The 26,743-nt window shown below is 58.5% G+C and carries 22 protein-coding genes and 1 tRNA gene; 8 read left to right on the top strand and 15 right to left on the bottom strand.

Going from position 1 to position 26,743, the window contains the following annotated elements:
* Positions 1 to 4: 4 nt before the first annotated feature.
* The gene (locus tag ACXAGD_RS06830; RefSeq protein WP_475209234.1) at positions 5 to 703 is read right to left on the bottom strand and encodes a corrinoid protein; all 699 of its coding nucleotides are present in this window, start codon (positions 701 to 703) and stop codon (positions 5 to 7) included.
* 298 nt (positions 704 to 1,001) lie between these two features.
* On the opposite strand from ACXAGD_RS06830, the gene ACXAGD_RS06835 reads away from it, so the two are divergent.
* Positions 1,002 to 2,066 (top strand): PA0069 family radical SAM protein, encoded by a 1,065-nt coding sequence (locus ACXAGD_RS06835; protein WP_475209235.1) that lies wholly within the window; start codon positions 1,002 to 1,004, stop codon positions 2,064 to 2,066.
* Positions 2,067 to 2,115: 49 nt separating this feature from the next.
* On the opposite strand, the gene gltA is transcribed toward ACXAGD_RS06835, so the two are convergent.
* Together gltA and gltX are read right to left on the bottom strand one after the other, a co-directional pair.
* Positions 2,116 to 3,408 (bottom strand): citrate synthase, encoded by a 1,293-nt coding sequence (gene gltA, locus ACXAGD_RS06840; protein ID WP_475209236.1) that lies wholly within the window; start codon positions 3,406 to 3,408, stop codon positions 2,116 to 2,118.
* 121 nt (positions 3,409 to 3,529) lie between these two features.
* Positions 3,530 to 4,930, bottom strand: coding sequence for a glutamate--tRNA ligase (gene gltX / locus ACXAGD_RS06845; protein ID WP_475212518.1), 1,401 nt, complete (start codon positions 4,928 to 4,930; stop codon positions 3,530 to 3,532).
* Between the two features lie 78 nt (positions 4,931 to 5,008).
* On the opposite strand from gltX, the gene ACXAGD_RS06850 reads away from it, so the two are divergent.
* Entirely contained in the window at positions 5,009 to 7,060 is a 2,052-nt protein-coding gene (locus ACXAGD_RS06850; RefSeq protein WP_475209237.1) for a ComEC/Rec2 family competence protein, read from the top strand.
* Here ACXAGD_RS06850 and lexA read toward each other — a convergent pair.
* From lexA to ACXAGD_RS06880, 6 genes are all read right to left on the bottom strand, one after another.
* Positions 7,054 to 7,752 carry a transcriptional repressor LexA gene (lexA, locus tag ACXAGD_RS06855; RefSeq protein WP_475209238.1) on the bottom strand — a complete coding sequence of 233 codons (699 nt, stop codon included), beginning with the start codon at positions 7,750 to 7,752 and terminating at the stop codon, positions 7,054 to 7,056. The genes ACXAGD_RS06850 and lexA overlap by 7 nt on opposite strands.
* Before the next feature lie 78 nt (positions 7,753 to 7,830).
* Positions 7,831 to 9,003 carry a molybdopterin molybdotransferase MoeA gene (locus ACXAGD_RS06860; protein ID WP_475209239.1) on the bottom strand — a complete coding sequence of 391 codons (1,173 nt, stop codon included), beginning with the start codon at positions 9,001 to 9,003 and terminating at the stop codon, positions 7,831 to 7,833.
* Complete coding sequence (gene moaC, locus ACXAGD_RS06865; protein WP_475209240.1) at positions 9,000 to 9,473, bottom strand: cyclic pyranopterin monophosphate synthase MoaC; 474 nt, start codon at positions 9,471 to 9,473, stop codon at positions 9,000 to 9,002. The genes ACXAGD_RS06860 and moaC overlap by 4 nt, the downstream gene beginning before the upstream one ends.
* On the bottom strand, positions 9,473 to 10,285 hold the full coding sequence (gene trpC, locus ACXAGD_RS06870) for an indole-3-glycerol phosphate synthase TrpC (RefSeq protein WP_475209241.1): 813 nt from the start codon (positions 10,283 to 10,285) through the stop codon (positions 9,473 to 9,475). The genes moaC and trpC overlap by 1 nt, the downstream gene beginning before the upstream one ends.
* Complete coding sequence (gene trpD / locus ACXAGD_RS06875) at positions 10,282 to 11,301, bottom strand: anthranilate phosphoribosyltransferase (RefSeq protein WP_475209242.1); 1,020 nt, start codon at positions 11,299 to 11,301, stop codon at positions 10,282 to 10,284. The genes trpC and trpD overlap by 4 nt, the downstream gene beginning before the upstream one ends.
* On the bottom strand, positions 11,298 to 11,879 hold the full coding sequence (locus ACXAGD_RS06880; RefSeq protein WP_475209243.1) for an anthranilate synthase component II: 582 nt from the start codon (positions 11,877 to 11,879) through the stop codon (positions 11,298 to 11,300). Before ACXAGD_RS06880 ends, trpD begins: the two co-directional genes overlap by 4 nt.
* Before the next feature lie 195 nt (positions 11,880 to 12,074).
* Here ACXAGD_RS06880 and ACXAGD_RS06885 point away from each other — a divergent pair, with 195 nt between their 5' ends.
* Positions 12,075 to 13,703 carry a divergent polysaccharide deacetylase family protein gene (locus tag ACXAGD_RS06885; protein ID WP_475209244.1) on the top strand — a complete coding sequence of 543 codons (1,629 nt, stop codon included), beginning with the start codon at positions 12,075 to 12,077 and terminating at the stop codon, positions 13,701 to 13,703.
* A gap of 49 nt (positions 13,704 to 13,752) precedes the next feature.
* On the opposite strand, the gene trpE is transcribed toward ACXAGD_RS06885, so the two are convergent.
* The 5 genes from trpE to fabI all read right to left on the bottom strand — a co-directional run bounded on the left by trpE (position 13,753) and on the right by fabI (position 19,723).
* On the bottom strand, positions 13,753 to 15,264 hold the full coding sequence (gene trpE / locus ACXAGD_RS06890; RefSeq protein ID WP_475209245.1) for an anthranilate synthase component I: 1,512 nt from the start codon (positions 15,262 to 15,264) through the stop codon (positions 13,753 to 13,755).
* 12 nt (positions 15,265 to 15,276) lie between these two features.
* Positions 15,277 to 17,118 (bottom strand): peptidyl-prolyl cis-trans isomerase, encoded by a 1,842-nt coding sequence (locus ACXAGD_RS06895; protein WP_475209246.1) that lies wholly within the window; start codon positions 17,116 to 17,118, stop codon positions 15,277 to 15,279.
* An 80-nt stretch (positions 17,119 to 17,198) separates the two neighbouring features.
* Positions 17,199 to 18,374 (bottom strand): aminotransferase, encoded by a 1,176-nt coding sequence (locus ACXAGD_RS06900; RefSeq protein WP_475209247.1) that lies wholly within the window; start codon positions 18,372 to 18,374, stop codon positions 17,199 to 17,201.
* 27 nt (positions 18,375 to 18,401) lie between these two features.
* Complete coding sequence (gpt, locus tag ACXAGD_RS06905; protein ID WP_475209248.1) at positions 18,402 to 18,911, bottom strand: xanthine phosphoribosyltransferase; 510 nt, start codon at positions 18,909 to 18,911, stop codon at positions 18,402 to 18,404.
* A gap of 5 nt (positions 18,912 to 18,916) precedes the next feature.
* The gene (gene fabI / locus ACXAGD_RS06910; RefSeq protein ID WP_170325040.1) at positions 18,917 to 19,723 is read right to left on the bottom strand and encodes an enoyl-ACP reductase FabI; all 807 of its coding nucleotides are present in this window, start codon (positions 19,721 to 19,723) and stop codon (positions 18,917 to 18,919) included.
* Between the two features lie 135 nt (positions 19,724 to 19,858).
* On the opposite strand from fabI, the gene pdxH reads away from it, so the two are divergent.
* The 4 genes from pdxH (at position 19,859) to ACXAGD_RS06930 (ending at position 21,707) form a co-directional block, all read left to right on the top strand.
* Entirely contained in the window at positions 19,859 to 20,464 is a 606-nt protein-coding gene (gene pdxH, locus ACXAGD_RS06915; RefSeq protein WP_475209249.1) for a pyridoxamine 5'-phosphate oxidase, read from the top strand.
* Positions 20,465 to 20,606: 142 nt separating this feature from the next.
* Positions 20,607 to 21,113: a cold-shock protein gene (locus ACXAGD_RS06920; RefSeq protein ID WP_174822655.1), complete on the top strand. Its 507-nt coding sequence runs from the start codon at positions 20,607 to 20,609 to the stop codon at positions 21,111 to 21,113.
* Positions 21,114 to 21,119: 6 nt separating this feature from the next.
* On the top strand, positions 21,120 to 21,587 hold the full coding sequence (locus ACXAGD_RS06925) for a DUF192 domain-containing protein (protein ID WP_475209250.1): 468 nt from the start codon (positions 21,120 to 21,122) through the stop codon (positions 21,585 to 21,587).
* A gap of 43 nt (positions 21,588 to 21,630) precedes the next feature.
* Positions 21,631 to 21,707: transfer RNA gene (locus tag ACXAGD_RS06930), tRNA-Pro, on the top strand.
* Positions 21,708 to 21,717: 10 nt separating this feature from the next.
* Here the strand turns inward: ACXAGD_RS06930 and ACXAGD_RS06935 are convergent.
* Positions 21,718 to 22,152 carry a hypothetical protein gene (locus ACXAGD_RS06935; protein WP_475209251.1) on the bottom strand — a complete coding sequence of 145 codons (435 nt, stop codon included), beginning with the start codon at positions 22,150 to 22,152 and terminating at the stop codon, positions 21,718 to 21,720.
* Positions 22,153 to 22,686: 534 nt separating this feature from the next.
* Between ACXAGD_RS06935 and ACXAGD_RS06940 the strand changes: the two genes are divergently transcribed.
* Positions 22,687 to 26,307, top strand: coding sequence for a vitamin B12-dependent ribonucleotide reductase (locus ACXAGD_RS06940; protein ID WP_475209252.1), 3,621 nt, complete (start codon positions 22,687 to 22,689; stop codon positions 26,305 to 26,307).
* The last annotated feature ends 436 nt before the right edge of the window (positions 26,308 to 26,743 follow it).

Genomic DNA, 26,743 nt, shown 5'->3' on the forward strand with positions numbered 1-26,743 from the left:
CCGATCAACCGGCCAGTTGGTTGTGCTTGCGCGAGACGAAGTCCTTGGCCATTTCCACGGCCACAGCGGCGTCTCGGCAGTAACCGTCGGCACCGATCGCTTTGCCGAACTCTTCATTCAGCGGCGCGCCGCCGACCAGAACGATGTACTCTTCGCGCAGGCCTTGCTCGACCATGGTGTCGATCACGACCTTCATGTAGGGCATGGTCGTGGTCAGCAGGGCCGACATGCCCAAAATGTCGGGCTTTTCGGTTTCCAGTGCTTCCAGATAGTTTTCGACCGGGTTGTTGATGCCGATGTCGACAACTTCAAAGCCGGCGCCTTCCATCATCATCGAAACAAGGTTCTTGCCGATGTCGTGGATGTCGCCCTTAACGGTGCCGATGACCATCTTGCCAACGCGTGGTGCGCCGGTTTCAGCCAGCAGCGGCTTGAGGATGGACATACCACCCTTCATCGCGTTTGCGGCCAGCAGAACTTCGGGGACGAACAGGATGCCGTCACGGAAATCGTGGCCCACAACGGTCATACCACCGACCAGAGCTTTGGTCAGGATGTCGTAGGGGGTCCATCCGCGTTCCAGCAGGATGTTCGTACCTTCTTCGATCTCTTCTTTCAGGCCGTCGTAAAGATCGTCGAACATTTGTTCGACAAGCTCTTCGTCGTTGAGTTCGGACAGGACGATGTCTTCTTCGTCGGACATGAGGCGCTTCCCTGAGCTTTGCGGGCCTTAGGCCCGTGGTGGCATTTTTGCCGTTTTGGCCAAATCGCCGCAGTTTGGCTGTGACGATTGCGACCTCAGTGGTTTCGAGACCGACCTATACGTCATATTTTTTGCGGGCTCGACGGAATTTTCTGCAAGATGATCCTGCATTCCGTTCATTTTATTGCCGACCGACTTTGCAACGCGCAATTGGTTGAAAAAAAGAGAAACTCTAAGGTCTGCTTGCCGGGTCGCGCGATCATCTGTATGTACGACATGAGAACATATAGGGAACAAAATGACAGCACCGCATATCCGGGGCCGGGGAGCCGTCACAAATACAGCGGGCCGGTTCGAGCAATTCGACGCCGTGCCCTGCGACGACGGCTGGGAACTTGAAGAGGATCTCCCGCCGCTGCGTACCGATGTCAGGGATGAGGTCGCGCGCAGCCTTATCACATATAACCGCTCGCCGGATCTGCCATTTGATCGCTCGATCAACCCGTATCGCGGTTGCGAACATGGTTGCGTCTATTGCTTTGCGCGTCCGACCCACGCCTATCTTGGATTGTCGCCAGGGCTGGATTTTGAAACTCGTCTGATCGCCCGACCGAATGCGGCGGATATTCTGCGCAAAGAGCTGTCGTCCAAAGGGTACAAAGTCGCAACTATCGCTTTGGGAACAAATACAGACCCATATCAGCCGATTGAGAAAAGCAACGAAATTACAAGGGATTGCCTATCGATCCTGAGGGACTTCCACCACCCGATCGGCATTGTCACCAAAGGTGCGTTGATCGAACGGGATTTGGATATTCTAGCGCCCATGGCTGCTAAGGGATTGGTGCGCGTTGGGATTTCTCTGACCACGTTGAATGCCGATCTGTCCCGGCGGATGGAGCCGCGCGCACCGTCGCCGCGGCGAAGGTTAGCCATCATTCGTCGCCTGACCGAGGCGGGCGTCCCGGTGCGGGTCATGACTTCTCCGGTGATTCCCGGTTTGACGGACCATGAACTGGAACATCTGCTTGAGGCGGGCAGGGACGCAGGCGCCGATGCGGCCAGCTGGATCATGTTACGCCTGCCGCGCGAAGTGTCGGAGTTGTGGCAACGCTGGCTGCAAGATCATGAACCCGAGCGTGCCGAAAAGGTCATGTCCAAACTGCGCGAAATGCACGGAGGCAGAGACTATGATCCTCGATGGGGCCACCGGATGCGCGGCGAAGGCGAGTATGCGGAGTTGATAGCCAAGCGTTTCTCCTTGGCGGTAAAGCGTCTGGGGCTGGCGATCCGCACGCCGCCGTTGCGATGCGATTTGTTCGCGCGCCCGGTCCAGATCGGGGATCAGTTGAGTTTCCTATAACAAAAAGCCCCGGGGGAAGGTCCGGGGCTTTGGTGTTCAATCGCGGTGATCAGCGTTTTTCGATGTCGACATAATCGCGCAAGGTTTCGCCCAGATAGAGCTGGCGCGGACGACCAATTTTGTTCTGAGGATCGGCGATCATTTCTTTCCACTGGCTCACCCAGCCAACAGTGCGCGACAGCGCAAAGATCGGGGTGAACATCGAGGTCGGGAATCCCATCGCCTCGAGGATGATGCCCGAGTAGAAGTCCACATTCGGGAACAGTTTCTTCTCGGCGAAATACGGATCCTCCAGAGCTTCGCGTTCCAGCTCTTTAGCGACCTGCAGTTTCGGATTGTCCTCGATACCCAGCAAATCCAGCACTTCGTCTGCCGATTGCTTCATCACCTTGGCGCGCGGGTCGAAGTTCTTATAGACGCGGTGGCCAAAGCCCATCAGGCGGAACGGATCGTCTTTGTCCTTGGCACGGGCGATGTATTCAGGGATGCGATCGACCGAGCCGATCTCTTCTAGCATCTCAAGACAGGCTTGGTTTGCACCACCGTGGGCCGGTCCCCACAGGCAGGCAATGCCAGCAGCGATACAGGCAAACGGGTTCGCGCCTGAAGACGACGCCAGACGCACGGTCGACGTCGACGCGTTCTGCTCGTGATCCGCGTGCAGGGTAAAGATGCGGTCCATCGCGCGGCTGAGGATCGGGTTGACCTCATATTCTTCGGCCGGGACGCTGAAGCACATACGCAGGAAGTTCGATGCATAGTCCAGATCGTTGCGCGGATACACGAAGGGCTGACCTGTGTGATACTTGTAAGCCCAGGCCGCGATGGTCGGCATCTTGGCGATCAGACGGTGCGAAGCGATTTCGCGCTGGCGCGGGTCTGAAATGTCGGTCGAATCGTGATAGAAGGCCGACATGGCGCCCACAACGCCAACCATGATTGCCATCGGGTGTGCGTCACGACGGAATCCGCGATAGAAATACTGCATCTGCTCGTGCAGCATCGTGTGCTTGGTGATCGTGGTCTCGAACTTTTCCAGATCCTTGGCGACAGGCAGCTCTCCGTACAGCAGCAGGTAGCAAACTTCGAGGAAGTGAGATTTCTCGGCCAGTTGGTCGATCGGATAGCCACGGTGCAGCAGCTCGCCCTTTTCACCATCGATATAAGTGATGGTGCTGTCGCAGCTGGCGGTCGACGTGAAGCCGGGGTCGTAAGTAAATACGCCAGCCTGACCATAGAGCTTGCGGATGTCGATTACGTCTGGTCCCGCGGTTGGCGAATGAACCGGCAACTCGTAAGTTTCCCCATGGACTTTCAGAGTGGCTGTTTTGTTGTCGGTCATTTTTGTCCCTTCCTCGTTCATGCGCGCGCCGAAAGAGTGATCGGCTATGCGTTCGGCGGTAACACACGGGTGTGCTAACCGGGTCGTAGCGGAGCAGCGTTACCTGAATATGAACCCAGGATTAGTTTGCTGCGTCGGATAGCCGCGCCAGGGTTTCTTCGCGCCCCAGCACAAGCATCATGTCAAAAACCGAAGGTGTTACGGCTCGTCCTGCCAGTACAGCCCTGAGCGGACCGGCCAATTTGCCAAACTTGATCCCCTGTGCCTCAGCAAAGGCGTTGAGGGCCTCCTCCAGTTCGTTCCGCGACCAGCTAGCATTTTGCACGTGCGGCGTCAATTCTTTCAGTATACCGTCGGATACAGATTGTAGCGCCTTGGCGGCCTTCTCGTCTTGCTGAATGGGCCGAGAAATCAAGGCAAAATGTGCTTTTTCAAGGAGTTCCGGGAAGGTGCGCGCGCGGTCCTTAAGACAATACATCGCACGTTCAAGATCACTCGATTGTGTGGAAGTCAGAGCTGGAAGTTCCGCCGCGTCCAGATAGGCTTCGATTTCCTGCCGCAGTGCGGCATCGTCGGAAATCGCAATATGCTGTCCGCAGAGATTTTCGAGCTTTTTCAAGTCAAAACGGGCAGGACTTTTACCAATTCCGTCCAGATCGAACCACTCTTTGGCCTGTTCGTCAGTAAAGAATTCGTCGTCGCCGTGGCTCCAGCCGAGACGGGCCAGATAGTTGCGCATACCTGCGGCAGGGTATCCCATCGCCTGGTATTCCTGAGCGCCCAATGCACCGTGGCGTTTCGACAGTTTCTTGCCGTCCGGACCGTGAATCAGCGGGATATGGGCCCAGACCGGCACGTCCCAGTCCATTGCCTCATAGATCATCATCTGACGGGCGGCGTTGTTCAGGTGGTCATCGCCCCGGATTACGTGGGTCACGCCCATGTCGTGATCGTCCACAACCACGGCCAGCATATAGACCGGAGTCCCGTCCGAGCGTAGCAGGATCATGTCGTCCAACTGGTCGTTGCGAATGGTCACGTCGCCTTGCACCTGATCGTGGATCACAGTCACACCGTCTTGCGGGGCCTTGATGCGGATCACAAAGGGCGCGTCCGGATGGGTCGCCGGGTCGGCCTCACGCCAGGGGCTGCGGAACAAGGTCGACTTGCCCTCGGCCCGGGCCTTTTCGCGGAATTCGGCGATTTCATCCTGCGACGAAAAGCACTTGTATGCCTTGCCTTCCGCCAACAGTTGATGCGCGACTTCGGCATGGCGCGCGGCCCCTTCAAACTGGCTGATCACGTCGCCATCATGATCCAAACCCAGCCACTCCATACCCTGCAGGATTGCTGCAGTCGCCTCGGGGGTGGAGCGCTCGCGGTCGGTGTCCTCAATCCGAAGCAGGAACTTTCCACCGCGCCCGCGGGCATAAAGCCAGTTAAACAGCGCTGTACGGGCGCCGCCGATATGCAAAAAACCAGTGGGCGAGGGGGCGAAACGTGTGACGACCTGATCGGACATTGTGTGGATTAACCTTTTGGTAACCGTGTCTGGCATAGTTTGGCGCCTGTCTAACGAGCCCGAAGGACGGGGGCAACCATGCGTGTTCTGGCAAGGGTCGACGCCGCATTGCTGAACCAGACAGGGTATTTGTTCCAGTGGTCACCGGTATGTCTGGCTGTCGGTATTGGTCTGTACTTCAGCCTCCGGTTCGAACCGGACTGGCAGGTGTACTCGTGTCTGCTGGCGCTGATCGTGGCTTTAGTCTGGGCCGGCCGCAAGATGCGGACCGGTTGGGCTGCGTTGGCAATAGGGGGGGCGTTGATCGCGGCAGGTTTTATGCTTGCCGGTGCACGGGCCCACTCAGTCGCAGAGCCGGTTCTGTCCTGGCGCTATTACGGCCCGGTCGAGGGGCGGGTCGTAGCCATGGACCGCTCTGCTTCGGACGCGTTGCGGGTGACGCTGGACCAGGTGCGCTTAAGGGATGTACCCGAGGACCGCAGACCGCAGCGCGTTCGACTTTCCTTACATGGCGACCCGGCCACGCTAGCGCCAGGACAAAGGATCATGACCACGGGCCATCTGTCTCCGCCACAAGGCCCGGTGGAACCCGGAGGGTTCGATTTCCGCCGCCACGCCTGGTTTCAGCGCCTTGGCGCGGTCGGGTACACGCGGGTCCCGGTGATGACGGTCGCGCCGCCGGAGGACGCGACCAAGGGGGTGCGCATCACCGCTTGGCGTATGGCGATTTCCGACAGGGTACGCTCAATCTTGCCCGGTGAGATCGGCGGGTTCGCGGCTGCCGTCACAACCGGCGACCGCAGCGGTATGGAGCAAAAGACGCTGAATTCGCTGCGTGCCTCAAACCTTGCGCATTTGTTGGCAATATCCGGATTGCATATGGGGCTGCTGACCGGATTTGTATTTCTGGTTTTTCGGTTGGCGCTATCTGCCATTCCCTCGGTGGCTTTGCGATTTCCTGTGCGCAAACTGGCGGCGCTCTGTGCGCTTGTTGCGGCCGTTATCTATCTGATGCTGTCGGGTGGCAACGTCGCTACCGAGCGGGCGTTTGTTATGGCCAGCGTCATGTTGGGGGCGATCCTGATCGACCGACGTGCGATTTCCCTTCGCGTCGTTGCTGTTGCGGCCTTAATCGTCCTGATCCTACGTCCTGAGTCCCTGTTAAGCCCCGGGTTCCAGATGTCGTTTGCCGCAACAACTGCGCTTGTCGCCGTGTTTGGCCAGTTGCGGGATTATGGGCCGTTACCGGGTCCGAAATGGACGAAACCAGTGGTCGGACTGCTTTTGTCGTCGGCCATTGCAGGGTTGGCGACAGCACCGATTGGGGCAGCGCATTTCAACACGATGTCGCACTATGGGTTGTTGGCCAACATGCTCTCGGTGCCGGTTATGGGAACGATCGTGGTGCCGGCGGCCTTTGTCGCGGCGTTGTTGGCTCCGTTCGGGCTGGAGGCGCTGGCGTTACACGTCATGGGTCTGGGGCTGCGGTGGATTCTGATCGTCTCGGACAAGGTTTCGGGTCTGGACGGAGCGCAGGGTTTTGTCGTCAGCCCCCCGCATTATGTTTTGCCTATGTTCGCCCTTGGAGCTTTGTGGTTGGCGTTATGGCGCGGGCAGGCGAAATGGATTGGCATTGCCCCCATTGCAGCAGCTTTTCTGCTATGGGGGCAGGGGCAGAGGCCCGACATTCTGATTGCAGATTCCGGCGGGCTGGTCGGTGTCATGACTGAAAGCGGTCGCGCGCTCAGCAAGGAAAAAGGCAGCGGTTTTATTGCGACTGTTTGGTTGGAAAACGATGGGGATGGCGTGGATCAGGTCAAAGCAGCCCGCCGATGGCCGGACAAGGCGGGCGGTATTCAACGTTATATCTGGCAAAGCAAGGAACTGGTCCACATCACAGGAAAACGCGCGGCCCACGGGTTCGAGGAATGCAAAAAGAACCAAATCGTGGTTTCAGCGGTTGCTCTGAACCTGACCGGAGAATGCGGCCTTTTCGACCCGGAGCGCTTGAAAGAAACCGGAAGTCTGGCTTTGTCGAAAGATGGTGTGACGACCAGCCGAGAGGCTATCGGCAATCGATTGTGGTCCCCGGAAAGGTCCGGAGACCAACATTCTCAGCACACTCAGTAGCTACGGATCAGACCAACCAGCCGCCCTTGAACCTTGACCTTGTCCTCGGGCAGAACGCGGGTTTCATAGGCGGGGTTCGCCGCCTCGAGCGCGATGGCATTGCCTCGACGAAAGAACCGTTTGAGCGTAGCTTCCTGATCCTCGACCAGCGCCACAACGATGTCGCCGTTATCCGCCACTCTGGTTTCACGGATGACTACAACATCGCCGTCGTTGATGCCCGCATCGATCATCGAATCTCCGCGAACTTCCAGCGCGTAGTGCTCGCCTTTGCCCGAAACCATGCTGCCCGGAACAGCAACGCGGTGCGATACATGGCTGATCGCCTCAATCGGAACACCTGCCGCGATGCGACCCATCACCGGCAATTCCATTGCGTCCACGGTCACCGGTTCGAAATTCGCCGGACGCGGACCTTCGGGCCTGTCGCCCTCGATCACGCGTGGCTTGAAGGCAGCCGTGGGTTCTCCGCCAAGGCTTTCTGGCAGTTTGACGATCTCAATCGCGCGGGCGCGGTGGGCGAGGCGGCGGATAAAGCCGCGTTCTTCCAGCGCAGTGATCAGGCGATGGATGCCGGATTTCGACCGCAAATCCAACGCGGCCTTCATTTCATCGAAACTGGGCGGAACACCGTCCACCTGAACGCGTTTGTGGATGAATTCCAACAAATCCAACTGTTTCTTGGTCAGCATTGCTCACACCTCGTCGGTCATGCGTTTTCTTTTGTTCTACGCATGTTCACGTTTTGTGTCAACGGATTTGAGCGCCACCTAGATCGGCAGATACAACACTTCATCCCCGGCGGGGCGTGCCGGATCATGAGGTTCGCGCACCAAAAGGGCATTGGCTTGCGCCAAAACACTAAGCAGCGAGCTGTCCTGATCCGCACACGCGCGAATGCCCGTGTGGTCCAGTATCGCGCGCATATAATGCTCGCGCGGGCCGTTTTCGCCGATCGGTTCGGCCAGGCGGGCGCGCTGAAACGGGGCTAAGACCTGTTCGATACCCAACATGCGGCGTACCATCGGGATTAGGAAGAGATAGCCGCAAACCATTGCACTGACGGGATTTCCCGGCAAACCAACCATCGCAGCATCGCCTAATCGACCGGCCATGAGGGGTTTCCCAGGGCGCATCCTGATCTTGTAGAAAGACCGCTCCATCCCCAGCGACTGCGAGACATCGGCGACAAGATCATATTCACCAACCGACGCGCCGCCGATGGTTACGACCAGATCGGCACCTTCTGCCAGCCCAAACGCTGTCTCAAGCGAGGCAACGGTATCACGCGCAATTGGCAGGACACGTACCTGCGCACCTGCGTTTTCCAGCAGGGCTTTCAGGCCAAATGTGTTTGAGGCGATGATCTGATCCGGGCCGGGTGTTTCGCCCGGCATCACCAATTCATCGCCGGTCGAGATCAGTGCAACGACGGGTTTTCGCGTAACTGGGACAGCCGGAATGTTCATGGCCGCCATCAACGCAACGTCCTCGGGTCGCAAAACGCGCGGTGCCGAAATATGGGTACCGGTTCGAAAATCGATACCGGCGGGGCGGATGTTGGTTTTGGATCCGGGGTCGTCAGTGATTGTCAGAAGATCGCCGCGCCGTTCGGTATCTTCTTGAATAACAACGAAATCTGCACCTTCGGGCACCGGAGCGCCGGTGAAGATACGCACCGCCTGGCCCGGCCCGACGGTGCCTTCGAACCGACGACCGGCAGCGGATTCTCCGATGACCTTGAACATCGCGTGCAGTTCGACCTCGGCCGACTTCAGCGCATAACCGTCCATGGAAGACGCGGCAAAGGGGGGCTGATTTCGGGTTGCGCTGACATCCTGCGCCAGCACGCGTCCAGCGGTTTCAGCAAGCGGGACCGTTTCGCCGTTTAGCGGAGAAACAAGATCAAACAGTAGTGCCCGGGCGTCTTCGACCGTAATCATTTCGCCTCGTAACGTCCTGATTTCCCACCGTCTTTCAGAAGAACACGGATCCCGCCGATCTCCATGGCTTTGTCGACAGCCTTGGTCATGTCGTAAACGGTCAACGCGGCGGTGGAAACCGCGGTCAGCGCCTCCATCTCAACCCCGGTCTGGCCCGAAGTCTTGACGGTTGCCTCGATCTGAACGCCTGGCAGATCGGGGTCCAGTGTCAGCTCAACCGCCACTTTGGTCACCGGAAGCGGGTGGCACAATGGGATCAGGTCGGGTGTTTTCTTGGCCCCCATGATTCCGGCCAACCGCGCCACACCCAGAACGTCACCCTTCTTGGCCCGGCCTTCAGAGATCAGCTCAAAGGTCTCTTGCGCCATTTTGATATGGGCGGCAGCAACTGCCACACGATCGGTCACGGCCTTGTCCGACACGTCGACCATATGCGCCTGTCCCTGAGCGTCGAAATGGGTCAGGGGCATCACATCACTCCGGGAATCAGCGGGTTTGCCAGCAGTTGACGTGTCGCAGCGGTGACATCGTCCTGACGCATCAGACTTTCACCGATCAGGAAACAACGCGCGCCATAGCGGGCGATATCCGCCAGATCTTCGGGCTTGCTCAGACCGCTTTCACATACGATGGTCCTGTCGCCCGGAACCAACTTCGACAACCTGCGTGTGGTGTCAAGCGAGGTCTCGAAGGTTTTGAGGTTCCGGTTGTTTATCCCGATCAGAGGGCTTTTCAACTGCGTCGCGCGCTCCAGCTCGGCCTCGTCATGAACTTCGATCAGAACGTCCATGCCCCAGTCAAATGCGGTCTGCTCCAGCTCGGCGGCCTGACTGTCCTCGACCGAGGCCATGATGATCAGAATGCAATCCGCACCCAACGCGCGCGCTTCGATCACCTGATAGGGGTCGTACATGAAATCTTTGCGCAGCGCGGGCAGCGACGTGGCTGCGCGGGCTTCGGTCAGATATTCTTTTGCACCTTGGAAACTGGGCGTGTCGGTCAGCACCGAAAGGCAGGCTGCGCCGCCATCTTCATAGGCCTTGGCCAGTGCAGGTGGATCGAAATCCGGGCGGATCAGGCCTTTGGAGGGGCTGGCTTTCTTAACCTCGGCAATCAGACCATAACCCTTGCGCGTTGCGGCTTGCAGGGCGGCAGCAAAGCCGCGCACCTCAGAGGCAAACCTTGCTTCACCCTCCAGAAGGTCCAGAGGTTTCGCTGCCTTGTCGGCGGCGACTTCCTCCAGCTTATAGGCCTTGATCTTGTCCAGTACCGTCTCTGTCATGCGGCCTCCTGAGTCTTTTGGGCCAGTGCGGCGATTTTTTCTTTGGCTTTTCCGCTGTCTATGCTTTCGACGGCTTTGGCAACCCCGTCCTTTAGGTCGGTAGCTGCGTCTGCAACCACCAGAGCGGCGGCAGAGTTCAGCAGCACTGCGTCGCGATAGGCCGAGGGCTGCCCGTCCAGCAGCGCGCGGAAAGCAACCGCGTTTTCTTCGGGCGTGCCGCCGAGGATGTCCTCGAACGGATGCACCGGCAGGCCAGCGTCTTCGGGATGAAGCTCAACCTCTTTGACAATGCCGTCTTCAAGCGCGGCGACCCAACTGATGCCGGTGATGGTCAGTTCGTCGGTGCCATCCGATCCGTGCACCAGCCATGCGCGGTCCGAACCAAGCAGGCCCAGCGTTTCCGCCATCGGCCGGATAAGGTCGCGGCTGAAGGCCCCGGTCAGTTGGCGTTTGACACCGGCCGGGTTGGTGAGGGGCCCAAGGATGTTGAAAATCGTGCGGGTGCCGAGCTCTTGCCGAGATGGCATGACATGTGCAATGGCCGGGTGGTGCATTGGCGCCATCATGAAGCCGATGCCGACCTCATTCAAAGCATTTTCAACAACTTCCGGACCGACCATCACGTTGATGCCCAGCTGCCCCAAAGCGTCTGCCGCCCCGGATTTCGAGCTGAGATTGCGGTTACCATGTTTGGCCACAGTCACACCGGCGCCAGCCACAACAAAGGCCGTAGCTGTCGAGATGTTCAGCGTACCCTTGCCGTCACCCCCGGTGCCGACGATATCCATGGCACCCGCGGGCGCTTTGACTGCGTTGCACTTCGCGCGCATCACGGCGGCGGCGGCGGCATACTCGGCGACCGTTTCACCGCGGGTGCGCATTGCCATCAACAACCCACCGATCTGGCTTGGCGTGGCTTCGCCGTCAAACAGGATGCCAAAGGCCTGCTCGGCCTCGTCGCGGGTCAGAGGCCGGTCGGCGGCGGCTCCGATCAGCGGTTTCAGAGCGTCGCTCATGCGGGAACTTTCATCTCGGACAGGAAATTCTTGAGCAGCGCGTGGCCGTGCTCGGAGGCGATGGATTCCGGATGGAACTGAACGCCGTGGATGGGCAGCTCTTTGTGCTGCAGGCCCATGATGGTGCCATCTTCCAGTTTTGCAGTGACCTCTAGGCAGTCGGGCAGGGTGTTGGGATCGACCACCAGTGAATGGTAACGGGTCGCCTCGAACGGCGTGGGCAGCCCGGCAAACAGACCTTGTCCGGTGTGGTGCATAGTGCCCATCTTGCCGTGGACGATCTCATGACAGCGGATGACATCGCCGCCAAAGGCCTGTCCGATGGTCTGGTGGCCCAGACACACGCCCATTAGCGGCGTCTTCGTCTCAGCTGCGGCTTCGGTCAGGGCGAGACAGATTCCCGCCTGATCGGGATCGCAGGGGCCAGGACTCAGCAGGATGCCTGCCGGGTTCATCGCCATGGCTTCCTGAACATCCAGGGCATCATTCCGCCGAATGACCATTTCGGCACCAAGTTCGCCTAAATAGTGTACGAGGTTGTAAGTAAACGAGTCGTAGTTGTCGATCAGCAGCAGCATTTGGGCACTTGTCTCGGCTTGGGCATTTCGGGCTGGCGATACAGCCCCGGGCCACGGTATAATGTCGGAACATACATGCTCAGGCTTGTGCGGCAGCGTCAAGGGGACATCCGGTTCCTGAGGCCGCGGCAAGCAAATGCCGCAACAGACGGCGAACATGCGATCGAAGCAGGACCAGGACGAGAGGCAATTGTTATGGGCGGATTTGTCGGCGGGATGATCGTGGGAACGATCGTTGTTTTAGTGTTGGGGGCCGTGCTGTCTCTGAACACGCCACTGACGAAAAAACCGGAAGTGGCGGTGACCGCTCCGGAACCGGAGGCGGCAGAGGTTCCCGAAACCACGGCTGAGGCAACTGACACCGTTGGTGATGCCGATCTGTTGGATCTGGCGCCATCCGAACCCGAATCTAGCTTCGATCAGACCGATACTTTGGCCGAATTGTCGGATGTTGAGGTTGAGCCCGAGGCCCAGCCACAAGTGAAAGAGCCTGTCGCACAGGTTGATGAGCCGGTCACCGCGCCCTCGGCCCCAGTTTCCGTCACGGCCGAGGCACCGGTCGCGCCGCAAGCCCCGCCGTCGGTGCAGGGATCGCCAGACGCCGAGGCCTTGCCCGAAGTGTCGCTGGACGCGCCTGAAGCCCAGCCCGAACCAATTGTCGAGGTTGAGGCACAGCCCGAAGTTGCGGAGACCGCTCTCCAACCTGAGGCCATCGAAACTGAGCCAGAGCCGGAAGTTGCTGAAGTTGAGGCGCAACCGGAACCCGAAGTTGCAACCAAGCCGGAACCCGAAATCGCCGAGGTTGAACGGCAGCCTGAACCTGAAGTTGCCGAGGTTGAACCCCAACCGGAACCGGAAGTTGCACCCGAAGCCGAATCCGTCGTTCCTGAGGTCGCACCGGAAGCTGAACCCGAAGTGGTTGAAGCCGCGCCGGACGCGGATGAAAACCCATTTGAGAACAGCCCGATTGCGGTCGAAGGTGACGAAGATACCGCACCGCGTGATCTGCCCCGGATTGCGTCCGTTCCTCAGATCGGAGTAGAAGGTGCCGCCGCCGCAGCCCCTAGCGTTGGCAGACGTATTGTGCCCCTGACCGAACGCGACGATGCCACTGAGGCTACCGAAAACGCCACAACTGTGATCATTCCGGGCAAACCGATTGAGGCCTACGCGGCCGATTTTGACAATCCGGAGGCCAAGCCTCTGATGTCTATCATCCTGATCGATGATGAGGGGGCCTATGGCGCCGAAGCTCTACAGGATTTTCCCTATCCGCTGACTTTTGCGGTCAGCCCCTCTGATCCGGAAGCAGCTGAAAAGATGAACAGGCACCGCGAGGCTGGTTTCGAAGTTCTGGCCATGGCCGATCTTCCCGAAGCCGCCAGTGCGCAGGATGCCGAGGTTTCGCTGGCCGTATGGCTCGACGAGTTGCCTGAAACAGTGGGTATTCTTGAGGGCGTGGACTCGGGCATTCAGGGCAACCGCAAACTGGCCGACCAGGTGGCTGCGATCGCGGCAGGAACCGGTCGTGGTTTGATCACACAGGATAATGGCCTGAATACTGTCCAAAAGTTGGCGGCGCGAAACGGTGTGCCGTCCGGGGTGATTTTCCGCGATATCGATGGTGCGCGTCAGGACCCCAAGATCATGCGCCGTTTCCTGGATCAGGCTGCGTTCCGCGCCGGGCAGGAAGGCACTGTCGTGATGCTGGGCCGTTTGCGTCCTGACACGATCTCGGCCTTGTTGCTATGGGGGCTTGAGGATCGGGGCAACCGCGTTGCAATGGCCCCGATTTCCGCCGTGATGATGAAAGAAGTTCAGTAGAGCCTGAACAGAAGAAACGGCTGGCCCATAAGGCCGGCCGTTTTTTTATTTACGAGTTACCTGAACCGGTAAACCGGGCGGCATCGGCCGCTGCGCGACGGATCGCGTTCGATTTGTGAACGGTCTCCATATATTCTGCTTCGGGGTCACTGTCGTAAACGACACCGCCACCAGCTTGAATATAAAGCTTGTGATCCTTCACGATGGCCGTTCGCAGAGCGATGCACATATCCATGTCACCACCGGCGCTGAAATAGCCGACGCCACCGCCATAGACGCCGCGCTTTTCCGGCTCCAGTTCGTCAATTATCTCCATCGCGCGAACTTTTGGTGCACCCGAGACGGTGCCTGCAGGCATCCCGGCAAAGAACGCATCCAGCGAGTCTTTGTCTTCGGCCAGCTCTCCGACCACGTTCGAGACGATGTGCATCACGTGGCTGTAGCGTTCGATGATGAACTCTTCAGTCGGGCGTACGGTTCCGATCTTGGCCACACGGCCGGTATCGTTGCGGCCCAGATCCAGTAGCATCAGGTGCTCGGCCAGCTCTTTCTTGTCGGCTAGCAGATCGGCCTCGTTGGCCTTGTCTTCTTCGGGCGTCGCGCCCCGGGGGCGTGTACCAGCGATCGGACGGATCGTGACCTCATCGCCAAAGACGCGCACCAAAATCTCTGGACTTGCGCCCACGACTTGGAAACCACCGAAGTTGAAATAGAACATGAAGGGCGACGGATTGGTGCGACGCAGAGACCGGTACAGAGCAAAGGGCGGTTGCGGGAAATCCTGCGTCCAGCGTTGCGCTGGAACCACCTGAAAGATGTCGCCCGCACGGATGTATTCTTTGGCCTTTTCAACCGCTTCCATATAGCCGGACTTGGTAAAGTTCGACACCGGCGGTGCAACCTCGGAGGCATCGCCCAGATCGCGCGTTTCGGCGGGCATGGCGCGTTCAAGATCCCGCACGGCATCCATCACACGCTCGGCCGCCTGCGCATAGGCTGCTTTGGCCGATTGCCCCTCGGCCACCCATGCGGGGGACACAACCGTGACCTCTCCCTTTACGCCGTCCAGAACAGCGATCACCGACGGGCGTAGCATGATTGCATCGGGCAGGCCCAGCGGGTCAGGGTTCACGTCCGGCAGGTATTCCACCAACCGCACCATGTCATAGCCCAGATAGCCAAACAGCCCCGCTGCGGCTTGCGGCAGGTCGTCGGGCAGTTCAATCCGACTTTCCGCAAGCAGCGCACGTAGGTTATCCATAGGATTGCCATCCTGCGCGTCGAACGCCTCAGCATCGAAGCGGGCCGTACGGTTCAGTTCCGAGGTTTCCTCGCGACACCGCCAGATCAGGTCGGGCTTCATGCCGATGATGGAATAACGCCCGCGGATTTCTCCACCGGTCACGGATTCCAGCATGAACGCGTCTTTCTGCGCGCCCGTCAGCTTGAGCATCAGGGACACGGGCGTGTCCAGATCAGCAGCCAGACGGGTATAGACGACCTGATTTTCGCCAGCCTCATAGGCGCGGGCGAAGCTGTCAAACTCGGGGGTCAGGGCCATATTCGGTCTCTTTTAATAGCTTGACTGCACGGCGTTCAGCGCACGCTGATCGATCACCGGGCGGGCGCGGGCCTGCGCGTCGCGCACATAAGCGTCAAAGATGTTCTGGGCCAGCGCTTGGTTCAGCTGAGCTTCAAGTGCGGCCTGAGCCTGACGCAGCTCGTCGGTCTCGGCAGGCGCCAACAGTTCTTCCAGACGGACGATGAACGCGGAACCATCTCCGGCAACGGTTCGCAGCTCGCCGGGTTCCATTTCGAACACCTGTACCATGAATTCTGCAGGCACATCTTCCAGGAACGCGGTGCGGGTCAGGGCGTTTTCAACGCGGAAGGGCAGACCGGTGGTGGTGAAATCACCATCTGCTTTCAACTGCTCCAGAACAGCGTTGGCCTGTTCTTCCAGTGCCTTGTTTGTTTCGGCCTGCGTCCATGCTGCCACTACGCGCTCACGCGCTGTCTCCAGCGGTTCGGGGCGTTGGGGCAGAACTTCGTTTAGGCGCAGGGCAAAGATTGAGCCGTCCTCGAGGAACGCAACCTCGGGGAAATCACCCTCGTTCACGGCCTCTGCGGCGGTACGGAACCCATCATAGGCGGCAACGCCATCGTCGCTTTGGCGCGTCCAATCGATTTGACCCAGTTCCATCTCGGTCTCAGAAGTCAGCTCTTCCAAAGTGGCGCCACCGGCCAGCAAGTCATTGATATCTTCGGCCTGCGCCTCGATCTGACGGCGGGCACGGTCGGCGGCCAGTTCCTCGCGAAGGGCTGGGGCGGCGTCTTCGAAAGAGGTATTGTTTTCCGCAAGCGAGCCATTGATACGAAACAGCGCAGGACCAAAGGTCGACGGCAGAGGGCCAACGACTGTGTCCAGATCGGCGGCAAAGATGGCATCGGCCGCTTCGCCAAGGTCTTCGCGGGTCACGTCACCTAGGTCGATATCGCTGAGTTCCAGCTGACGGTCGCGCACAAGCTGTTCAAAAGTGCTGCCGCCGACCTCAAGCTGAGCCATCGCAGTTTGCGCGGCCTCCTCGCTGGGATAGGTCAGGCGTTCGACCAGACGGCGCTCTGGCTGGTGGAACTCCGAGGCGCGTTGATCATAAAGGCGCCGCACCGAGTCCTCATCAACCTCGACACTGTCCAGCAGCATTTCCGGTGACAGGATCGCATAGGTCAGTTGCTTGGTGCGGGGCAGGGTGAACTGATCCGTGTTTTCATCATAGTAGGCCTGAACCTGTTCATCCGTCGGCGCAGGGACAGGAGCGTCCAACGCATCCGGCCCCACAGTGGCCACGGTAAAGCTGCGGCGGGCGCCAACATAGTCGGTCAGGACTTGCGTCAGGACCGAAGGCATCTCAACCCCGCTTACCACCGCATTCTGCACGATAGTGCGCGAGGATTCCTTACGCAGATCCGATTCGAACTCGGTATCTGTCATGCCAGCCTGTTCCAACTGGAATTGATAGGCTTCGCGGTCAAACGTGCCGTTGACACCCTGAAAAGCAGGAATGGCAACGATTTCCTTTTGCAGGTTCTCATCGCCGATGGAAATGCCCAGCTCACCAACTTCGTTATCCAGCGCGGCCAGAGCTGTCAGACGCGACAGGGCCAGTTGGTCCAGACCGAACTCATGCGCCTGCGACATTTGCAGGGGCTGGCCGGTCTGGCTTTCGACTGCGCGGATTTCGCGCTGCAGCTCTCGGACATATTCGTTGATCGAAACCTCTTCGTTCCCCACCTGTGCAACGGTGCGCACAGTGCCGGTCAGACTAGTTGCGCCAAAGCCAGCGAGGCCCAGCATCAATAGGCCCATGAGAATCCAGACAAAGGTCTTCGATAGGTTTTTCATGCCTGCGGCCATGGTGCCCTCTTATTGATGTGGCAAGTTACTGCCCTGTCGGTTGCGGCCCTGAATACGATGCGCGCAGCCGGGGGGCAAGCTCAGAAGGACAGGGCCTGCAGCCGGTCGAACAATTGCGTGATTCCGGCACGGTCGAGATTGGCAAACGCAACGCGAACCTGACGCTTTCCAGCCGGATCGTCGGCGGGCATGAACATTGTTCCGGGCAGCAGCAGGATACCGGCCTCGGGCACCAGACGGCGTGCCAGTTCGTCCGAAGGGATGTCGAAGGGATGCTCGAAATACGCGAAATAGGCACCCAGCCCTAGCAGGCGCCAGCCCTTGTCGGTCAGGCGGGGTAGTTCTTCTTGAATAGCCGCTCGGCGGTCTAGGATTTCATCGCGTTCTCCAGCCACCCATTGCGACAGGTTCTTCATACCCCAGAGCGCTGCGAACTGGCCGATCTGGCTGGGGCAGATTGCCACCGTGTCCAAGAATTTCTCGATTTCCGCCAGAAGGTCCGAACCCGTTGCGATTGCGCCGACGCGGTGGCCGGTCAGGCGATAGGCCTTGGAAAAGGAATAGAGGTGGACCAGCGTATCCGGCCAGCCCGGTTGACTGAACAGATCATGTGGCGGGCCGCTTCGGCTGTCGAAGTCGCGATAGGTCTCATCAACCAACAGCCTAATGCCCGTTTCGCGCGCAAGGTCATAGAAGGCACGCACCAAATCCGCCGGGTACTCCACTCCGCCCGGATTGTTCGGCGTGACCAAAGCGATGGCGCGGGTCTTGTCGGTGATCAAGGCGCGGGCCGCATCGGGGTCGGGCAGCAGATCATCATCGGTTGCCAACGCGATTGCCCGAACACCTTCCATATCCAGCCACATTTTGTGGTTGAAATACCAAGGGGTTGGCAGGATGACCTCGTCCCCTTCATCGGTGATTGCCGAGATCGTTGCCGCAAACGCCTGATTGCAGCCTGAAGTGATTGCGACCTGCTCAGACGCGACCTCGGCAGCATAATGCAGGCTAATCTGGGATGCCAGTTCTGTGCGCAGTTCGGGATTGCCCAGAACCGGCCCGTACAGATGGGCGCTGTCCTCGGTTACGGCAAACTCGGCCATGGCCTGGCGCAACGCCAAAGGCGGCGGATCGACCGGCGCGGCCTGACTGACATTGATCAGAGGCCGGTCTTCGGGAAAGACCACGCCCTCCAGCCAACGCCGCGCCTCCATCACCGGAGGGGCAAAGGTAGCGGCGGTGCGTGTCCGGGTCATGCGTGGTCCTGAGTGTTTAGTATGGGGTCAGTCGGTACCGCGATAGGGCTCGACATATTGCAGGGCCATATCCCACGGGAAAAAGATCCACGTATCCTGACTAACCTCGGTGATGAACGTGTCCACCATCGGGCGGCCCTTGGGCTTGGCGTAAACAGTGGCGAAATGCGCCTTGGGATACATCGCGCGCACCAATTCCAGCGTTTTGCCGCTGTCGACCAGATCGTCGATGATCAGAACGCCCTCGCCATCACCCATCAGATCGGCGTCGGGGGCCTTCAGCACTTCGGCTTCGCCCTGCGCCTGATGGTGATAGGAGCGCACACTGACCGTGTCGACGGTACGGATGTCCAGCTCGCGGCTGACGATCATCGCGGGGGCCATGCCGCCGCGGGTGATGGCGACAACGGCGCGCCATGCGCCGCCATCTGGGCCTTGCCCGTCCAAGCGCCACGCCAAAGCGCGCGAGTCGCGGTGAATTTGGTCCCAGCTGATGTGAAACCCTTTCTCGTGGGGCAGGCGGTCTTTGGCGCTCATTTTTCTTAACCCTTTTCAACGTCCGGGGCGTCGACGGCCTTCATGCCGACGATATGATAACCCGAGTCAACGTGCAGATTTTCACCGGTAACGCCGCTGCTGAGATCGGACAGCAAATACAACGCCGACTTGCCCACGTCATCAATGGTCACGTTACGGCGCAGGGGCGAGTTATACTCGTTCCACTTCATGATGTAGCGGAAGTCACCGATGCCACTGGCGGCCAGCGTTTTGATCGGACCGGCCGAGATCGAGTTGACGCGGATACCGTCCTTACCCAGATCCTCAGCCAGGTATTTGACCGACGCTTCCAGTGCGGCTTTAGCGACACCCATTACGTTGTAGTGCGGCATGACCTGTTCGGCGCCGTAGTAGGTCAGGGTAACGGCGCTGCTGCCTTCGGACATCATCTTTTCCGCACGCTGCATTACAGCGGTGAAAGAATATACCGACACATCCATGGTTAGCTTGAAATTTGCGCGGCTGGTATCGACGTAGCGACCGCGCAGTTCGTTCTTGTCGGAAAAGCCGATGGCATGAACGATAAAGTCCAGCTTGCCCCATTTCTCTTCCAGCGAAGAGAACAGCGCATCAATCGACGCCTCATCGCTTACATCGCAGGGCAGGACGATTTCGCTGCCCAGTTGTGCTGCCAGCGGATCAACCCGCTTTTTCAGAGCATCACCCTGATAGGAAAAGGCAAGTTCGGCTCCGGCTTCGGATAAAGCGCGGGCAATTCCCCATGCGATCGATTTATCATTGGCCAGTCCCATGATGAGGCCGCGTTTTCCGGCCATCAACTGATTTGACATGTTCGGTTCTCCGCCTGTCTTCGCGTCATGTTGAGTTGGTTTATGCCATTGGATGCCCTGCTTCAAGGCCGCGAACTCTTGCCCACAGCAGGTTCTCGCCCTAGGGTAGTTAACAAAAGTTTCCGGGGGATGGAAATGACCGAGCGTGGTGGCATTTTCGCTGGCACCGATCCGTTTGAAATTTCGGAGCGGTGGTTGAGCGAGGCCAAAGACAGCGAATTGAATGATCCCAACGCAATAGCGTTGGCGACAGTGGACCCGGATGGCATGCCCAATGTACGCATGGTGCTGTTGAAAGAGATCGAATCCGATGCCTTCGTTTTTTACACTAATTACGAAAGCGCCAAGGCGGCCGAGCTTGAGTCGGCGGGCAAGGCGGCATTTGTCATGCACTGGAAATCTTTGCGGCGGCAAATCCGGGTTCGTGGTATAATCACCCGGGAAAGCGGGCCGCAAGCCGATGAGTACTATGCGTCCCGCTCATTAAAGAGTCGCCTAGGGGCCTGGGCCTCAAAGCAATCTCAGCCCCTCAGCAGCCGATCCGCACTTATGGCAGAGGTTGCAAAGGTGACCGCGAAATTGGGGCCAAACCCTCCGCGACCGCCATTTTGGGGAGGGTACAGGCTGGTGCCGACCGAGATCGAGTTTTGGGCCGATGGAGCGTTCAGGCTGCATGACAGGTTCCAATGGCGCCGGGATCAGGTGGGCTCGGCATGGGAAGTGCAGAGGTTGAATCCATGACGTTCGCGTATCGTGAAATGCAACACGCAGGAAACAAAGGATTTTTTCAGCTTGAATTTGCGCGTCATTCCCATACACATCGAACCCTTAACGAAGTGCAAAAATTCGCGATAGGAAAGCCGTGCCAGACGATCTGAACAACATGTACCGCGTCCGTGGACACGTGAAGTGGTTCGACCCGGCCAAAGGGTACGGATTCGTTGTGTCCGATGAAGGCGGTCCGGATATTCTGTTGCACGTGAACGTGTTGCGCAATTTCGGTCAAAGCTCTGTCGCTGACGGTGCTGGAATCGAGATTATGACGCACCGCACCGACCGCGGTGTTCAGGCGGTCGAAGTTATCAGTGTCGACCCGCCTGCGCGGACCGACTCGATGATGTTGGCGGACTTTGCCGAGCTTGATCCGGTGGTGATAGCCGAAGCGCCGCTAGAGGCTGCGCGGGTGAAATGGTTCGACAAGGGTAAAGGCTTTGGGTTTGCCAATGTCTTCGGCCGAAACGAAGATGTATTCCTGCATATCGAAGTGCTGCGCCGGTCCGGCCTTGCTGATCTGCAACCGGGTGAGGCCTTGGCGATGCGCGTCATAGATGGCAAACGCGGGCGTATGGCGGCTCAGGTTCTCGCCTGGGAAGCCGCATTGGACGACTGATTTTCCATGACCAGACTTTTCGCGGTTCTTGCAAGTATAACAATGCTGTGGACCGGAGATGTTCTGGCCGCGTGCCGCGATGATCGTGTCGGGCTGCGCAACGACAAAACGCAGATAAACTTCAATGTCGAATTGGCTGTCAGCCCACAGGACAGGGCACGCGGCCTGATGTTCCGCGAGTCGCTTCCGCAGCGCTCGGGGATGCTGTTCGTCTTCGATCCGCCGCAACGAGTTGCGTTTTGGATGAAGAACACTCTGATTCCTTTGGATATCATTTTTCTTGATCGCACCGGGGTCGTGACCCGTGTGCATGAAAACGCGATTCCCGGCGACGAGACCCAGATCGAGGGCGGCGATTCGGTTTTTGCGGTCTTGGAAATCAATGCCGGGCTGGCCGCCCGCTACCTGATAACTCCGGGAACGCAGATGCAGCACGAAATTTTTTCGCAGGGCCCTGCAATTTGGCCCTGTTAGGGCTTTTCAAATCAGAACGGCATCGTTAGGAAGGCGCACGGTCCGGGGCGTGGCGCAGTCTGGTAGCGCACCTGTTTTGGGTACAGGGGGTCGTAGGTTCGAATCCTGCCGCCCCGACCACTTCTTTTCTCTACAATGGTGAACCACCCATCGTCTGGAATAGGGCGCCAAGCGCCTGATCCAGGGCTTTGCTTTCCACAGGTACGTTTACCGCGGGGCCTTTCTTTTGGGGCACATTAAAGAACAGCTCGGCATCCACTCGGTAACCCGTCGTATTCTTGGTCGTTGTCATACGCATGACACTTTTGGGCAGATCCTGCGGATACCCATCATAGTTAAGAATCAGAAACGCAGTCGTGTCTGGCGGAAGAAACTCGGAGCACTCATAAACCCGATTCCCAGTTTTCTCGAACTGCTCGCCAGGGCCGGCACACTGTGTTTCGAACGTTTCAAAGAGCCGTTCTGGGTAGGTGTCGAACTGTGCGCTACGCGTCGGAGGGGGCATATCTTGTGGTGTACAGGCCACGATCAGCGCCAATATGGGAAGCAAGCGAAACACCAACATCGGATCTGACCCTCTCGGTAAGTTGTTTTTTTCGTCGTGAATTCTGACCACCCCACCGACGGGCGGTATTCTGATTCTAGTTTAGCCTATCTACCTTAGGGCTGGTTTATCAAATGCCGGTAACTGTGCCGGGAAACACAGTTAATTTTGTTAGGCGGTTTTCAGGTTGCGGGGCGAGGCCAGTGGATGAACCTGTGGAGGAATCGCGATCCGTGAACGAACGGGCGCTCGAAACTTTTGGGTCAACATAAAAGATTTCAAAAATGACTGAAAAAGGACATTGACGATCTATGGCCGAATACGCCAAGTTGTATAGGCCGAAAGGGATGCCACTAAATCTGGTAGAATAACCGGAACAAGGCATAGGGCGAGGGTCGGAAAGCACATCTATTAAACGTGCAACCGTATGAACGGTTTCGCGCTGTTAAAGACAGCGCCAGGTCGTTTGCGTCCAAAATTTCTGGCACGGCTGACGGAACGCTGAAAATGCTCCTGACGCCAACGGACAAGTTGTTTGAATCTAGGGCTGCGGACATGAAGATTGACAGAAAATTCACCAAATCGGGGCAAGACGCATACGCAGATCTGGACTTCGTCTCTGCGACCTCCGAGATTCGGAACCCGGACGGCACCATCGTTTTTCGCCTCGACGAAATCGAAGTTCCTGCAAAATGGAGCCAAGTGGCCAGCGACGTCATCGCGCAGAAGTACTTCCGCAAGGCTGGTGTTCCTTCGGCACTGAAGAAGGTGAAGGAAAAGGACGTTCCCGAATTCCTGTGGCGCTCGGTTCCGGCTGAGGGTGCTGAGTTCGGTGGTGAGACCTCGTCCAAGCAGGTCTTTGATCGTCTGGCAGGTGCCTGGGCCTACTGGGGCTGGAAAGGCGGCTATTTCTCGACCGAGGAAGACGCGCGCGCATACTTTGACGAGATGCGCTATATGCTGGCGACCCAGCGCGCCGCGCCAAACAGCCCGCAGTGGTTCAACACCGGTCTGCACTGGGCATACGGGATCGATGGACCGGCGCAGGGTCACCACTATGTCGACCATAAAACGGGTAAGCTGACCAAATCGAAATCTGCTTACGAACATCCGCAGCCGCACGCGTGCTTTATCCAGTCCGTCGATGATGATCTGGTGAACGAAGGCGGCATCATGGATCTGTGGGTGCGCGAGGCGCGCCTGTTCAAATACGGTTCGGGCACCGGGACCAACTTCAGCCATCTGCGTGCAGAAGGCGAGGCGCTGTCAGGTGGCGGCAAATCCTCGGGGCTTATGGGCTTTCTCAAGATCGGCGACCGCGCCGCTGGCGCGATCAAATCAGGCGGGACAACCCGTCGAGCAGCAAAGATGGTGATCGTCGATGCAGATCACCCGGACATCGAGAAATTCATCGAATGGAAGGTGATCGAAGAGCAGAAGGTGGCCTCGATCGTTGCCGGATCGAAGATGCACGAGAAGATGCTGAACGGCATTTTCGAGGCCATCCGCTCATGGGACGGCGCGCAGGACGATGCGTATGATCCCAATAAGAATGACAGCCTGAAGAAAGCGGTTCGCGAAGCCAAAAAGGTTGCGATCCCAGAAACTTACATCAAGCGCGTGCTGGACTACGCCAAGCAGGGCCACGACAGCATCGAATTCCCGACCTACGATACGGACTGGGATTCGGAAGCCTATAGCTCGGTTTCGGGCCAGAACTCGAACAACTCGATCCGCGTGACCAATGCGTTCCTGACTGCGGTCGAGAAGGACGCTGATTGGGAGCTGATCAATCGCACCGATGGTAAGGTCGCCAAGACCGTCAAAGCGCGCGACCTATGGGAAAAAGTTGGGCACGCCGCTTGGGCCTGTGCCGATCCGGGCATCCAGTTCCACGACACGGTCAACGAATGGCATACATGCCCCAAGGATGGTGAAATTCGCGGCTCGAACCCGTGCTCGGAATACATGTTCCTGGACGACACGGCCTGTAACCTGGCGTCGATGAACCTGCTGACGTTCCTCAAGGATGGTGAGTTCCAGGCAGCCGACTACATGCACGCGTCGCGTCTGTGGACCCTGACGCTGGAAGTCTCGGTGACCATGGCGCAGTTCCCGTCGAAGGAAATCGCGCAACTGTCTTACGACTTCCGTACTTTGGGTCTGGGATACGCCAATATCGGTGGGCTGCTGATGAATATGGGCCACAGCTATGACTCGGATGAGGGCCGGGCAATCTGTGGCGCGCTGACCGCGATCATGACGGGCGTGGCTTATGCGACCTCGGCCGAAATCGCCGGAGAGCTTGGCCCGTTCAAGGGATATGAGCGCAACGCCGATCACATGTTGCGTGTAATCCGCAACCACCGCCGCGCATCGCAAGGCGTGACCGACGGTTACGAGAAGCTGGCGGTGAAGCCAGTACCTCTGGACCATGGCAACTGCCCGGACAAGCGTCTGATCGATCTGGCTATGTCGGCCTGGGATGAGGCGTTGAGCCTCGGCGAGAAGAACGGTTACCGCAACGCGCAGGCGACTGTAATTGCGCCCACCGGAACCATCGGTCTGGTGATGGATTGCGACACCACAGGGATCGAGCCTGACTTTGCACTGGTCAAGTTCAAGAAGCTGGCCGGTGGCGGTTACTTTAAGATCATCAACCGCTCGGTGCCCTCAGCGCTGGAAAAGCTGGGCTATTCCTCGTCCCAGATCGAAGAGATCGTCGGCTACGCGGTTGGTCACGGTACTATCGGCAACGCGCCGGGGATTAACCACACCTCGCTGACAGGACATGGCTTTGGCCCCAATGAACTGGCCAAAGTGGATGCCGCGCTGGAAAGCGCCTTCGACATCCGGTTCGTCTTCAACCAGTGGACCCTGGGCGAGGACTTCTGCACCGGTGTTCTGGGTATTCCGGCGACCAAGCTGAATGACCCGACCTTTGATCTGCTGCGCCACCTTGGCTTTACCAAGGCAGATATCGACGCTGCGAACGACCACGTTTGCGGAACCATGACGCTGGAAGGCGCGCCGCACCTGAAGGAAGAGCACTATTCGATTTTCGACTGCGCCAACCCGTGCGGCAAGAAAGGCAAGCGTTTCCTTGGGGTTGATAGCCACATCACCATGATGGCGGCAGCGCAGAGCTTCATCTCGGGCGCGATCTCAAAAACGATCAACATGCCGAATGACGCGACCATTGAAGATTGTCAGAAGGCATATGAACTGTCGTGGTCGCTGGGTGTGAAAGCCAACGCACTGTATCGTGACGGCTCGAAACTGTCGCAGCCGCTGGCCGCGGCGCTGGTCGAGGATGATGACGAGGCGGCTGAAGTGCTGGAAAGCGGATCAGCACAGGAGAAAGCCGTCGTTCTGGCCGAAAAGGTAATCGAGAAGGTTGTGGTCAAAGAGATGATCCGCAGCCATCGCGAGAAACTGCCGCATCGCCGCAAGGGTTATACCCAGAAGGCGATCGTGGGCGGGCACAAGGTTTACCTGCGAACCGGTGAGTTCGAAGACGGTAAACTCGGCGAGATCTTCATCGATATGCACAAGGAAGGTGCTGGCTTCCGTGCGATGATGAACAACTTTGCCATCGCCGTGTCGGTTGGCCTGCAATACGGCGTACCACTGGAAGAGTTCGTGGATGCCTTCACCTTCACCAAATTCGAACCAGCAGGGATGGTGCAGGGCAACGACTCGATCAAGAACGCAACGTCGATCTTGGACTACATCTTCCGCGAACTGGCCGTGTCCTATCTGGACCGCACCGATCTGGCGCACGTGAAGCCCGAAGGCGCAACCTTCGATGATTTGGGCCGCGGCGAAGAAGACGGTCTGTCGAATGTCTCGGAAATCAGCGAAAGTGCGGCCTCCAAATCCTTGGAAGTACTGAAGCAAATCAGCTCGACCGGATATCTCCGCAAACGTCTGCCCCAAGATCTGGTGGTCTTCAATGGCGGTCAGGCCGAGGTGAATGGCATGGCCGAAACCGCGCCCACCTTTGAAGCGCCTGCAGCTGAAACCGCAGTCGCAACTGGCATGGATGCGCGGACTAAAGCCAAGATGCAGGGCTATGAGGGCGATCCCTGTGGTGAATGCGGAAACTACACGTTGGTGCGCAACGGCACCTGCATGAAATGCAACACCTGCGGCGCAACCAGCGGGTGTAGCTAAGTCAACCGCCCCGGCAACCCGGGGCGCAGGGGTCGGAACGCTGCCCAAGTAACCGGCCCCGACGAATACGGAGCAAGGCGCTAAGACTTACCTTCGATGCCTTGTTCCACTCGGCCGACATGCCCGTGTCGGTCGGGAACAGGGTGGGGCGGAATATTTGCTCTTTCCCACTCTTTCACGGGACGGGTGCGCTCGTCCCATGCGCAGTCCAGGCCGCAGGCAAAAAAACACCGGGCGGTCAACGAAATGAGCCTGGAAGGCGAAACTGACAGGGGGCTTCGGCCCCCTTTCTTTTTTATAGGGCTCAACTGGAATTTGAGCAGAGCTTTGCCGGATTGTGCAGGTTCCGTCGGGCAAGACCCGCCGAACCTGGGCCTTGGTGTTTTTTCCGGCGGCTGACCGCAGACGCGACTCTGGCAAACACGCGGAGATTGGC

It is taken from the genome of Ruegeria sp. ABF4_144, from assembly GCF_056160045.1.